Annotated in this window: 11 protein-coding genes; 7 read left to right on the top strand and 4 right to left on the bottom strand. The window is 45.0% G+C overall.

All coding sequences use genetic code 11. The annotated features are described in order from the left end of the window. Nucleotides 1-92 precede the first annotated feature (92 nt). The gene (locus K0I73_RS19275; RefSeq protein ID WP_434086701.1) at nucleotides 93-275 is read right to left on the bottom strand and encodes a hypothetical protein; all 183 of its coding nucleotides are present in this window, start codon (nucleotides 273-275) and stop codon (nucleotides 93-95) included. 181 nt (nucleotides 276-456) lie between these two features. On the opposite strand from K0I73_RS19275, the gene K0I73_RS05850 reads away from it, so the two are divergent. After that, the gene (locus K0I73_RS05850) at nucleotides 457-1,182 is read left to right on the top strand and encodes an MFS transporter (RefSeq protein ID WP_220063563.1); all 726 of its coding nucleotides are present in this window, start codon (nucleotides 457-459) and stop codon (nucleotides 1,180-1,182) included. A gap of 23 nt (nucleotides 1,183-1,205) precedes the next feature. On the opposite strand, the gene K0I73_RS05845 is transcribed toward K0I73_RS05850, so the two are convergent. Next, nucleotides 1,206-2,051, bottom strand: a complete 846-nt coding sequence (locus K0I73_RS05845; RefSeq protein WP_220063562.1) for a DUF3465 domain-containing protein — start codon at nucleotides 2,049-2,051, stop codon at nucleotides 1,206-1,208. Between the two features lie 168 nt (nucleotides 2,052-2,219). Between K0I73_RS05845 and K0I73_RS05840 the strand changes: the two genes are divergently transcribed. After that, on the top strand, nucleotides 2,220-3,509 hold the full coding sequence (locus K0I73_RS05840; protein WP_220063561.1) for an O-acetylhomoserine aminocarboxypropyltransferase/cysteine synthase family protein: 1,290 nt from the start codon (nucleotides 2,220-2,222) through the stop codon (nucleotides 3,507-3,509). A gap of 252 nt (nucleotides 3,510-3,761) precedes the next feature. Continuing rightward, nucleotides 3,762-4,874: an HD domain-containing phosphohydrolase gene (locus K0I73_RS05835; protein ID WP_220063560.1), complete on the top strand. Its 1,113-nt coding sequence runs from the start codon at nucleotides 3,762-3,764 to the stop codon at nucleotides 4,872-4,874. 61 nt (nucleotides 4,875-4,935) lie between these two features. Here the strand turns inward: K0I73_RS05835 and K0I73_RS05830 are convergent, their stop codons facing one another. Then, complete coding sequence (locus K0I73_RS05830; protein ID WP_220063559.1) at nucleotides 4,936-5,691, bottom strand: putative porin; 756 nt, start codon at nucleotides 5,689-5,691, stop codon at nucleotides 4,936-4,938. A 276-nt stretch (nucleotides 5,692-5,967) separates the two neighbouring features. Next, on the bottom strand, nucleotides 5,968-6,714 hold the full coding sequence (locus tag K0I73_RS05825) for a DUF599 domain-containing protein (RefSeq protein ID WP_220063558.1): 747 nt from the start codon (nucleotides 6,712-6,714) through the stop codon (nucleotides 5,968-5,970). A gap of 248 nt (nucleotides 6,715-6,962) precedes the next feature. Here K0I73_RS05825 and K0I73_RS05820 point away from each other — a divergent pair, with 248 nt between their 5' ends. The 4 genes from K0I73_RS05820 (at nucleotide 6,963) to rsmS (ending at nucleotide 12,056) form a co-directional block, all read left to right on the top strand. Then, nucleotides 6,963-8,558 (top strand): S41 family peptidase, encoded by a 1,596-nt coding sequence (locus K0I73_RS05820; protein ID WP_220063557.1) that lies wholly within the window; start codon nucleotides 6,963-6,965, stop codon nucleotides 8,556-8,558. Between the two features lie 2 nt (nucleotides 8,559-8,560). Then, complete coding sequence (locus tag K0I73_RS05815) at nucleotides 8,561-8,968, top strand: hypothetical protein (protein ID WP_220063556.1); 408 nt, start codon at nucleotides 8,561-8,563, stop codon at nucleotides 8,966-8,968. Nucleotides 8,969-9,241: 273 nt separating this feature from the next. After that, complete coding sequence (locus K0I73_RS05810; RefSeq protein WP_220063555.1) at nucleotides 9,242-11,635, top strand: TonB-dependent receptor plug domain-containing protein; 2,394 nt, start codon at nucleotides 9,242-9,244, stop codon at nucleotides 11,633-11,635. 238 nt (nucleotides 11,636-11,873) lie between these two features. Further along, nucleotides 11,874-12,056 carry a pleiotropic regulatory protein RsmS gene (gene rsmS, locus K0I73_RS05805; RefSeq protein ID WP_220063554.1) on the top strand — a complete coding sequence of 61 codons (183 nt, stop codon included), beginning with the start codon at nucleotides 11,874-11,876 and terminating at the stop codon, nucleotides 12,054-12,056. Nucleotides 12,057-12,129 lie beyond the last annotated feature (73 nt).

Here is a 12,129-nt window from a genome sequence, read left to right as displayed (position 1 = left end):
GATCCACATCACCAATCATGATGGACTGACGATAACAATGTAGTTATATAACAATAAAACAAGTGGATTAAATGCAACTTATTTAGGGCGGGCTAAATAAGCTGAGCATACACTTCTTTATACTGGTTGGTGTTATTCAGCAGGCGTACTCTTATTCTGCCTAAAAGATTGCCAAGGGGCAGATCAAGATATTGTTTAAAAAAAGCAATAAATGCGCTGTCACTAGCAAACTCTAATTCTCTGGCCACTTGATTGACTCGCACGCCTTGTGCCAACAGCGCTATCGCATGATGTAATCACCATTGCTGACGCCAGACCGAATATGCCATCCCCGTCTCTTTGATGAAAATCCGTGAAATAGTCCGTTCACTGGCACCAATCCTATGCTTTATCTGATTACGCGGTTGCGGCAAATCACCGTGGCTTGTTAACTCCATTAGCCATCGAGCCAAGATCATGGGTTTAATATTAGCAGGTCTTTTAGTGGATCGGCTTGGACATCAGGGACTATTTAGTTTCTTAGTGCTGATATCAATAGTCCTTTGGCTAATGAGCGGCTACCTATTGATTGAAACAAAGCCTAACAATCTAACACCAATTCCCTTATGGCCGCTGGCAACGTGTATGTTCAATGATGGCAAAATATGGCGCTGCGCGATATTGATCGCCTGCTTTAACCTGATGCTATTTGGCTATTACTCACTTGCCCCTTTTATCTTCTCTGAGTTGAGCCTGAGCGTCTTAGTCTTTGGTTATAGTGGTATCGTCTTAGCGTTTGGCACCCTATTAGGCAGTTTACGCAATAAAAAGTTACTCATGTTAGGTTGGCAAGAAAAAGGCTTAACCCTGATGGCGAGCTGTCTTGCCATGGTTGGTGCGATTGGCGTTGCCACGCTGCAAACAAGCCTAGCGTTTCTTATTCCTATGATTGCGGTGGTGATCTCATTTGGTATTGCCATTCTCAATATCTTGAGCTCAGCCATAGATGATTATAAGGCCATGGTAGGCAGTGCGGGCGCACTATTAGGGTTAACTTACTACCTGCTCCTCGGCCTATCACTCTTACTTGCCAGCCTAATACACGACTTAGGGTTCGTATTGTTAGCCGCGTCGACCGTCAGCCTAATTGTCAGTATAGTGCAAACTCGCAAGGCCGCTAACTTAGTTGACCATACAATATGAGCACGATTCAGGCCCAGAGACGGTTACTGATAAGTGCGTCCATTGTGCCTTAACCAACCACCTTGATGACGTCCTTTGGGATCATGGTGAGTCCAATGCACGACCCCGCCGCGCTGATTCCACTCATATTGACCGGCAAAGCTAACATTATCACCAACATTAAGGCTATCGATACGCGGCGCCAAGTCGATATTATGGGCCACCAGCAATGTCTGGCCTGTCGATAACCGCAGAATAAACCTCTGGTGACGACTGCCCTCATTATCATCGGCTAATAATTTGGTCACCCGGCCTTGGCTCTGCACCATCACGCCGCTTTGCCTCTGCTCAAATGCCCTAGCTATCACGCTATCGGCGTTAACCTTGACATCAATGTTAAGGGTATCAGTTAAGCTGGTGCTAGCCTCAATGCTAGGCTTATCCGGCGTTAGCCAGAAATGCTGATATAGTTCGCTGCCTATCGCCAGCAGTAACATCATCACAAGGATACGCAGCACAATACCGATCAATGGGGATTGCGATGAACGCTTTCGCTTACTTTTATGCTTAGGCGTTCGCTGAGCATTTTGCTTAGCGTTAGGAGCTGGCGAAGAGAAAGCCTTAGCCGTTGAGTTCGAATCGACCAAACGAGGGGAAACACCCTCAATACGCGCATTGATTGCGGCATATTTCCCATTGGGCTGGGCTTCTATTTGAAAATAAACCGTATCACCAACGACTGGACGTCGACTCATATGGTGTAGCGCTTTAGCATGAATAAACAGATCATCAGATCCAGGCTGACTATCACTGGGTTCGACCTTAATGAAGCCATAACCTCTATCATCTCTCCAACGTACTAATGCCCCTTTTCTCATCGTACTCGTCATCTATTATCCAATCGCAAATGGCTTACCCTAAGTGTCACAATATCATATCGATTTGTTAGCTGTTATCGCTAAAGAGATGAACTCATACCAATAAAAAAAACACTTAGACATCTAGACGGCCAAGTGATATGTTCAATATTCACTCGAAGAAATAGGAATGGATCAAAGATGAAACTTGAATCACTAGCACTGCACCATGGATACGAGTCTGAAGCAACCACCAAGGCTGCGGCGGTGCCCATCTATCAGACGACCTCCTATACCTTTGATGACACTCAGCATGGGGCGGATCTTTTCGATCTCAAAGTGGCAGGCAATATCTACACTCGCATCATGAATCCAACCACCAATGTCTTAGAGCAACGTCTCGCCGCCATCGAAGGCGGTATTGGTGCGTTAGCGGTTGCATCAGGCATGGCCGCCATCACCTACGCTATTCAAGCCTTAACCCAAGTGGGCGACAACATCGTCAGCACCAGCCAGCTCTACGGCGGCACCTACAACCTATTTGCTCACACTCTACCGCGCCAAGGCGTTGAAGTACGCATGGCGGCATTTGATGATTTTGCCGGTTTAGAATCACTGATTGATGACAATACTAAGGCGCTGTTTTGCGAGTCTATTGGTAATCCTGCAGGGAACATCGTCGACATCGAGCGTTTAGCCGAAATTGCTCACAAACATGGTGTGCCACTCATGGTCGATAATACGGTGGCAACGCCAGTATTGTGCCGGCCATTTGAGCACGGGGCCGACATCGTCGTTCATTCGTTGACCAAGTATATTGGCGGTCATGGCACCACCATAGGTGGCGCAATTATAGATTCTGGGAAATTTGATTGGGCAGTTCAACCTCAACGGTTTGCACTGTTGAACGAACCCGATCCATCTTATCATGGCGTGGTTTACACAGAGGCCTTTGGCCCAGCCGCCTTTATTGGTCGCTGCCGCGTCGTTCCTCTTCGAAATACTGGGGCAGCGCTATCGCCTCAAAGTGCCTTTTTATTACTTCAAGGTCTTGAGACCTTAGCCTTAAGAATGGAGCGCCACTGTAGTAATGCGTTAGCGCTGGCGGCATATCTCGAGCAACACCCTAAAGTAAGCTGGGTTAACTATGGCGCGCTTGAAAACAGCCCCTATAAAGAGAATTGCGACAAAATAACGGCAGGAAAAGCCTCTGGCATTATTAGTTTTGGAATACAAGCCCACTCTCCAGATGAAGCAAAAGCGGCTGGAGGGCGCTTTATAGATGCATTGCAAATGATCTTACGTCTGGTCAATATTGGCGATGCGAAGTCACTGGCTTGTCATCCCGCCACCACACCCCACAGACAACTCGATACCGATGAGTTAGCCAAGGCTGGGGTATCTGAAGATCTTATCCGTATTTCTGTTGGAATTGAGCATATCGACGACATCATCAAAGATGTATCTCAAGCATTAGATAAGGCTATTTAGCTAGCACTCTAGTCCTACTATGTATTGTCCAATACGCCGAGAGTTCACTATGTACTTGGCGTATTCACTGATCTCAGTTAACCCTTCTCTTATTCGATGAACATCTGTTTAGTATTTGTTTTCAAATTATGTTGAAGAGCTATACTTACAGTCAGGAGAGGTAATCTAAGCTCTAATAATAGAGCGACCTTCATTGTTCCAAATTCAGGTGATTAGATTATCAATTGATAAGCGAGTGCCGAAGGAGCAGCCATGAACCACAAACCTTTAGACATCAGCCAACATTCATCGGCGATGAATAAGTTGGTTTATCTCCATTCAAGCACTCAAACAAAATTCCCCGCGATCTCACGTATTGCTGTCGCTCTTTATGATCATGATACCGATATAGTCAAAACCTTCATCTACAGTGGCAAACCCTCTCCATTAAACCACTATCAGGCAAAGCTGAGTGACTGTTATTCGTTAAATCAAATCGCAATATCTGGTAATGCCAGGATAGAGCAAGATTTACGGGTATTTTGCGATAGCAAACACCAACATGCTCAGTTGATATATGAGGCAGGTTACCGCAGTAGCTATACACTACCGATAATCTATAGTGGTGAATTGCAGGGCTTTATCTTCTTCAATGCCGATACAGAAGAGGTATTCGACCAGCGCTGTATTGAATATTTAGATCTGATCGGTAACCTAATTTCATTAATTTTAATCAACGAGCTTTCAGATATAAAAACCTTAGCATCAACCATGCAAACAGCTATTGATGTGACTCATTTTCGCGACCCAGAAACTGCCGAACATCTCGCCAGAATGTCCCATTATTCTCGCCTTATTATATTACGAGTTGCTGACGAACATCAGCTTAATGACCATTTTGCTGAACACGTTTTTCTATTTTCCCCCTTGCATGATATTGGCAAAATCACAGTGCCTGATAGTATTCTTTTTAAACAGGGGCCTCTGACAACAGAAGAACGACAAGAGATGCAAAAACACTGTCAATCAGGCTTAGAGCTCATTGACAAGCTACTCAACAATTATCATCTCAATAATCTAGATCATACCCAGATCCTGCGCAATATAGTGATGTATCACCATGAAACCTTAGATGGTCAGGGTTACCCAAATGGCTTAATAGGTAACGATATTCCTATTGAAGCTAGGGTAGTTGCAGTGGCAGATGTATTTGATGCACTCACCAGTGTGAGACCCTATAAAAACGCATGGAGTAATCAAGAAGCTTATACTGAACTTGAAAGATTAGCAGGAACAAAGCTCGATAGAAATTGTGTCAATGCACTCATTAACGCCCATGATGAAGTGATGATGATACAAGCGACCTTCTCACAAACACAACTTTAACAAAAAGCGGCCAATGCATAGTGCATGGCCGCTAATAGGATCTCGCTTAATCTAAACTCAATTAGAAACGGCCAACAAGCCCAAGACCAATGTTGACGCCGTCGAAGTCTGAATCTAATACGCGAGCAAGGTGGAAATTAGCAGAGAAGTTATCAGACAGACGCAACCAATAAGCGGTTCTTAGATCAAATGCATCATCGTCATCACTACGAGTATAACCCGCGCCCACTGACCAAGCGTTGTTGATGTACCAATCGGCACCTAGGTTAAGCAGATCATCTGAATCGCTGTGAGTCCAAGTCGCTTTAAGATCGACACCGGCAGTAGCTTGCAGCGCCAAGAAACTGCGCACTTTTAGGCCATACTGCTCTTCATAGTTATCTTCGCCATCGGTATAGAAAGCCGATACCGCAGATGAATCATTAAAATAGTAACCCACTTCAGCGCCATAAGTACTGAAATCGAAATTAGCGTAGTCATAATTTTGGTAATTAGCTGATACAAACCATTTTGAAGCGAAAACGTAAGTGCCATCGACGCCGTATGAATCAACATCTACAACATCGATATTGCTGTAGTTAGCACCTAAGTTTGACGTTTGCGCTAAAAAGCTATTAAGCGCATAAGGACTGGTGCTTTGAGCAACAGGTGTTACATAGTAACGGTAATTCGCATTCCAGATCCCATCGCTAAACTCTTCTGAGTTTGATAGATAATTGATACCCGCTTCATGTTGAAAAGCATTATCTTGTGCTGCGAAAGCACTCATGCAGCTAAGTCCAAGAAGAATGGCAACTGCTGTAACTGATTTTTTCATCAATGTATTCCCTTATATTTATGATTGCTAGGAGAATAAAAGACAAAAAATAGCGATAGATAGAAAAATCAATCCGTCGAATATCGATATTTAAATAGGTTAAATACCTTGCTCTCCTAGCGAGGAGCACATTAATAGAGGCTCAGTTACAAACGCAATCAATAATTAATTCAATATGGCACATTTTACAATCTGCAAACTAGTTAACTACAAAAGCGCAAAACAACAAACATGGACGAAACAATCACTCAGTCGACTCTCAAGCTAAACTTGGGCCTATGTTGAACCGGTTTTTGCGTTGAGCTTATCGTCCGTAAGCTGCTTTTGCGCATCTAAGATCTGCATTCCGGCGGTAATGGCAAGCACGGCCTTTGACTTAAACTCGCGGCGATACAAGGTATAAACCACCACGAGACTCGCGACGATAAACAGCAGTGGGTGAAAGAACCAACTCAGCACAGCCATGGCAAAATAGTAAGACCGCAAGCCATAGTTATAAGAATGTGCAGCCTGATCTTGTACTATCGCCATCTGACTAGCGTACTCCATCAAGGCTTTACTCGTGCCGCTCTTATCTATAGGAGTCGCCCCAATCATGACGTTCAAAAAACCATATTGACGCATCGACCAGGTAAACTGGAAAAAGGCCATCACAAAAATAAAGGTCAATAGACCTAACTTAAGTTGAATAAGCAGGTGCACTGGCGGCGCGGTAAGCGGAATTGAAGCTATCACACTTTCTAATCGCTCAACCTGTGCAAATAGTGTCAACACACCGGCAAGCACCAACATCGTCGTAGACGCAAAAAAAGTAATATTACGCTCTAAGTTGGCAAGTAATGCCGCCTCAGCGACTCTGACCTCTCGACCAATGAGCTGATGCATCCAATGAATTCTGTGCTGATGTAAACACTTAGCAATACAGTTAGTGGTTTTGGCTTTTTTTCTCGCAAAACGAGCATAACCAATCCAACAGGTAAAGAAGCACAGTACCGCAATAAAATCGAATAACGAATATCCCATGAGTTTGACCGCACCTTAAATAAAGCCTTAAGTGGCTGGGAATAATACTAGATTGAATATAAATGGTATTACATGATACGCAATCAATATCGTGATACGGCGACCTATTAATCTTTCTTTAGCCAAAAGCAATTCTTGACTGACAAAGTTTAATCTTCTGTTATAGAATTGTTTTAACAAAAGTTACAGCCATTTGTAAAACTGACTAACAACTTAGCCGTTAAGAGTCGAATAATGAAGGATTATTTATGAAGTTACTCTCTAAAACCCTATTAAGCAGCCTTATACTATCAAGCCTAATGTTAACAGGATGCAGCGGTGGTGGCAGTGATTCTGGTACTAGCTCAAATAATAACGGCTCTATTGGAACGAGTTCTGGCAGCGATTTAAAATGGGTTGAAGGTGAGTTTCCCGCTTATCCACAATTAGCGAATCAATGCGCTGCCAGCAATGCAAGTTATGAGCTAAATGAGAAGCTTTGGTTACGTTCATGGAGTAACGATACCTATTTATGGTACAACGAAATCACCGATAGAGATCCTGCTCCCTATGGCGTGATTGAGTATTTTCAGCTATTGAAAACCACCGAATTGTCGGCATCGGGTAATGAGAAAGATCAGTTTCACTTCTCGATGCCTACGAGCGAATGGGATCAACTCAATCAATCAGGGGCATCAGTAGGGTATGGTTTAAAACTCAATCTACAACAGGCTAGCGCAAGCACAGATAGAAAAGTCACCGTTGCCTATACCGAACCAGGAACCCCAGCGACCAGTGCCAATATCGCTCGTGGCGCTGTTATTGTGAGCATCAATGGCGTCAGCGTTAAAGATGCCAACGATAGCGATTCAATAAACACCCTCAACCAAGGCTTGTTTCCTACGACAGCTGGCCAGCAAACCCAATTTGCAATCCTAGACTTAGGTGCGGCTCAAACCCGAAACGTCACCCTTACGGCACAAACCGTGGTATCAACACCGGTTCAAAATGTTAAAGCACTGGCCACACCAACGGGCAACGTAGGCTACATGCAATTTAATTCTCACATTGCCACCGCCGAACGTGGGCTCGTCGATGCGGTAAATCAACTACAACAACTTGACGTTAAGGATCTGGTACTCGATCTTCGCTATAACGGCGGCGGCCTGCTGGCGATGGCGAGTCAGTTAGGCTATATGATTGCTGGTGAGCAAGCGACCGAAAACCGTATCTTTGAGCGCAGCACCTTTAACGATAAATACCCAACGACAGATCCAGTAACTGGACAACCGCTAACGCCAATGCCATTTATCGATCAATCCATAGGGTTTAACTCTGGTTTACTCGGAGCAGGCCAAGCCTTACCCACACTTGATTTACAGCGCCTTTATGTCCTGACCACAGATAATACCTGCTCAGCAAGTGAAGCCTTGATGAACAGCTTACGCGGTATTGATGTTGAAGTGATTCAACTGGGTGGCACGACTTGTGGTAAACCTTATGGTTTCTACCCAACACCTAATTGTGGCGAGACCTATTTTACCGTGCAATTTAAAGGAGCTAATGACAAAGGCTTTGGCGACTACTCCGATGGCTTCATTCCTAGCACGAGCCCAACACTGGCTAGCGAAATTACTGGCTGCCAGTTGGCAGATGATTTTAACCATGCATTAGGTGACAAAGAGGAACGATTACTATCGGCAGCGCTTTATTATCGCGACAATAGTCGTTGCCCAGCTGTGCCAGCCTCGATAGCTAAAGTGCCAGCTAAGCCACAATTTGTTGATCAAGGTTATATGCTCCAAGATACCCGACTGCAAAATGTACTGCTTAATAACCGCATCTTAACTGAGGTAAAACAGTAATCATGATCAAGCCGCATTTCGTTAGCTCTGTATTAAAGCTCACTCCATTATTGTTAATGGGGTGCAGCTTACAGGCCGATGACAGTCAGATCTCAACAGTGTTAACGACTCCTGTACCTGCCTTGGTCATTGAGCCTCGCGCCGAGAGTATCAATGAACTGGAAATCGCCATCGCAAGCTTACTTAAAATGGCGCGCGTGACCATCGCAGATGATGCGTTTACTCGCAATAGTCGTCTCTCATTAGAGCGCGAACCCCATACCGACCCTAATGGTCAATTACTGATGGGGCGAAGTTTTGAACTGCCTGAAATAGTGCAGCTTTGGATAAGTGGTGAGCAGTGTTTTATAACAGATGCCGACAAGCATCGTAGCGCCCCTTTGATAGTCACTCGATGTCAGGCCGAATAGATCTGGCCAAATAATTAGCCCCCGCAAACCACCGAACGATAAAAAAGTGCCCACCATGACGGCGGCTTTGAAAAGCTGCCGTCATGGCTCAAAACGCGCCCAAGCAACTTTTTGTAACGTAAACAAATAGCCACACTAATATGGTGGTGAGAAACACATTTAGAACCGTCCGCACTGAGTTAGTACATATCCGTCTAAATGTAACAATTGTTACAGTGATAATATCCAGCCAAATTGAGTCGTTGTTTCACATAGATATTACTAAGAGGTCTTATGCGTTTAACTGTTACCGCATTGGCAGTGTCATCTGCATTAATTATTCCCACCGTCCACGCCGAAGAGCAACAAGCCACTTTCGAGAAAATCGAGATCATAGGTTCACGTATCGCTCTGCGTACAGCGACAGATAGTGTCGCCCCGGTAGATATTATTACCGCGGAGCAGCTTGAATCGACGGGGATGACAGAAACGGCTAAGGCGCTGCAATTTGCCGCACCAAGTTACAGTTTCCCATTTTCATCGGTTACCGATGGTTCCGATGCAGTGCGCCCCGCGAGCTTGCGCGGCCTATCACCCGATCACACCTTAGTGCTCGTTAATGGTAAGCGTCGCCACGGTTCAGCCCTAGTGCATTTAAGTGGCACTGTCGGCAAAGGTTCATCCAACGTCGATTTAAACGCGATACCGATGACGGCCATTAAACGTATTGAAATTCTCCGTGACGGTGCATCTGCGCAATACGGTTCCGATGCCATTGCTGGTGTAATTAATGTCGTGCTAAAAGATAGCAATCAAGGCGGTAGTGTATCCGCTCAAGCTGGCCAGACTTACTTAGGTGATGGTGAGCAATGGCGCGTGGGTGTAAACCACGGCATTAATTTGAGTGACGATGGTTTTGTTAATATCTCTCTCGAAGCGCACCACAAAAATAGTACTAATCGAGCAGGATTAGATCCGCGCCAACAATATCCTAAATTAGCTGATGGTTCGGCCGATCCTCGCGAAGCCACGTTTAACCGTAAGAGCCATCAAGTCGGTGATGCTGAATATGACAACTTAGGCTTGTTTATCAATGGGGCAAAGTCAATTTCAAGCAATGGTGAGCTGTATGCTTTCGGCGGCATCAGTCAACGTGAAACTAAATCAGGCGCTTTTTATCGCAGAGCACTCGATAAACGTAACTTAACCGAAATCTATCCAGATGGTTTCTTGCCGCAAATCAACCCAAAGATTATCGACGCCTCCGTGGTGCTTGGTTATGAATTCACGCTAGGTGAGTGGAACATCGATACATCGCTAGGCCATGGCGAAAATTCATTTAACTACAATATTGATAACACCCTAAACGCCTCCTTAGGCCCGAGTAGCCCAACCGAGTTTGATGCGGGCACACTAAGCACTCGTGAAACCAATGTCAATATCGATGTATCTCGCTATTTTGATTTTGCCAATGACTCAGAGATCCTATTTGCTGCTGGTATTTCTTGGCGTCAAAATGGCTACCAAATCGAGGCTGGCGAGAGTGGTTCTTATCTCAATGGCGGTTTTGATAATCGCGCCGCGGGTAGCCAAGGCTTTACTGGCTTTACCCCTGAATCTGAAGTCGATGAAACCCGAGATAATACTGGTGTTTATGTCGAACTCGAAAACCAGTTAACCGATGATTTTTATTGGGCCGCCGCACTGCGTTACGAAGACTATTCTGACTTCGGCGGTAATACCAGCTGGAAACTAGCAGGCCGTTATGACTTTACCGATAACCTAGCACTGCGCGGAACAATCAATACTGGCTTTAGAGCACCGAGTGTACAGCAACTCTACTTTAGCAATATCTCGACCTTGTTTAACCCAGATCCTGTAACGGGTCAGCTGATACCTACAGAATCTGGTACATTCAATACCCTATCACCCGTGACTACAGCGCTGGGCATCAATGAACTCGATCCCGAGCTCTCGCAATCTTTCAGCTTAGGTCTAGTCTATCGCAATGACACAGGCTTAGCAGTGACCTTAGATGCATATCAAATCTCTGTAGATGATCGCATCATTCTGTCGAGCTCTGTCACTCCCGATGACTCACCAGCCGTTGCCCAAGCGTTAGCCGGAACCAATGCAGAATCGGCACGCTTTTTCATCAACGCTGTCGATACTCGTACCCGCGGTGTCGATCTTGTGGTCAGCCAAGATTTTGATATCGGTTCTTGGGGCGACCTACGTGCCAACTTAGCCTATGCCTACAACAAAACTGAAATCCAACACATTCATTTCCCACAAGTCTTGGACGGCGTAGGTGAAGAGTTGTTTGATCGTATTGAGCAGACTCGCATGACCTCGGCAACGCCAAATAACACGGGCAACATAGGTCTCACCCATGAACTCGGTGACTTCAAGACTAATGTTCGTGTTAGCTACTTTGGCGACTACACTGTGGGTTATTCAACTGGCGACGTGAATTATAGCGATCAATGGATTATGGATATGTCGGTACGATACGCTGCTACCGATGCGTTAAGCTTTACGGCTGGCGTGCAAAATCTATTTGATGTTTATCCAGAAAAGCGCCCTGATAGTAATAACTTCAATGGTATCTTCGTCTACCCATTAACCAACACGCCATTTGGCTTTAATGGGGGTTACTTCTTCTTAGAAGCGAAATATACCTACTAATTCTTATCAGTTAATCACACTAAAACAGGCCATTTATGGCCTGTTTTTTTATCCAAGCACACGTGAGCGCAACTCTCTTGTGACCTTGGATATGGCTTGCCCAAAACTCACGCTAACAAGCATTATCTGTAGCAGCCTTAACACCTAAACATACACCTCCATTAAAGATATCCCCTTAGCAACTTGTTCCCATCGGCACACTATGTGAAAATCGTTAGCACACAATAGAGGATATGATATGACACAAGCATCGGGTAACCCGGACACCGCTGAGAGTGGCCTCAGTCAAGCAAGTGATGAAATAAAGCTAGCCGTCGACCTTATTTATCTTCTGGAGAGTCATGAGATTGAGCCAAGTGTTGCGCTGGAGGCATTAGAAATAGTAAAACAAGATCTGCAAGCAAAATTGAGCAAAGAGTAACACCTTGCAGGCTAGAGTTCGCTGCACCGCTTTAATTCCAACCCATCTATCATTCGAGCTTCTAGCCTAGTAT

This window comes from Shewanella mesophila (assembly GCF_019457515.1).
Classification (GTDB): Bacteria; Pseudomonadota; Gammaproteobacteria; order Enterobacterales; family Shewanellaceae; genus Shewanella; species Shewanella mesophila.
This window is presented reverse-complemented; position numbering and strand designations above follow the sequence as displayed.

Coding starts and splice junctions, on each gene's coding strand:
- K0I73_RS05810 (WP_220063555.1), top strand. CDS start 9,242: ATGCGTTTAACTGTTACCGCATTGGCAGTGTCATCTGCATTAATTATT.
- K0I73_RS05835 (WP_220063560.1), top strand. CDS start 3,762: ATGAACCACAAACCTTTAGACATCAGCCAACATTCATCGGCGATGAAT.
- K0I73_RS05840 (WP_220063561.1), top strand. CDS start 2,220: ATGAAACTTGAATCACTAGCACTGCACCATGGATACGAGTCTGAAGCA.
- K0I73_RS05850 (WP_220063563.1), top strand. CDS start 457: ATGGGTTTAATATTAGCAGGTCTTTTAGTGGATCGGCTTGGACATCAG.
- K0I73_RS05845 (WP_220063562.1), bottom strand. CDS start 2,051: ATGACGAGTACGATGAGAAAAGGGGCATTAGTACGTTGGAGAGATGAT.
- K0I73_RS05820 (WP_220063557.1), top strand. CDS start 6,963: ATGAAGTTACTCTCTAAAACCCTATTAAGCAGCCTTATACTATCAAGC.
- K0I73_RS05815 (WP_220063556.1), top strand. CDS start 8,561: ATGATCAAGCCGCATTTCGTTAGCTCTGTATTAAAGCTCACTCCATTA.
- rsmS (WP_220063554.1), top strand. CDS start 11,874: ATGACACAAGCATCGGGTAACCCGGACACCGCTGAGAGTGGCCTCAGT.
- K0I73_RS05830 (WP_220063559.1), bottom strand. CDS start 5,691: ATGAAAAAATCAGTTACAGCAGTTGCCATTCTTCTTGGACTTAGCTGC.
- K0I73_RS05825 (WP_220063558.1), bottom strand. CDS start 6,714: ATGGGATATTCGTTATTCGATTTTATTGCGGTACTGTGCTTCTTTACC.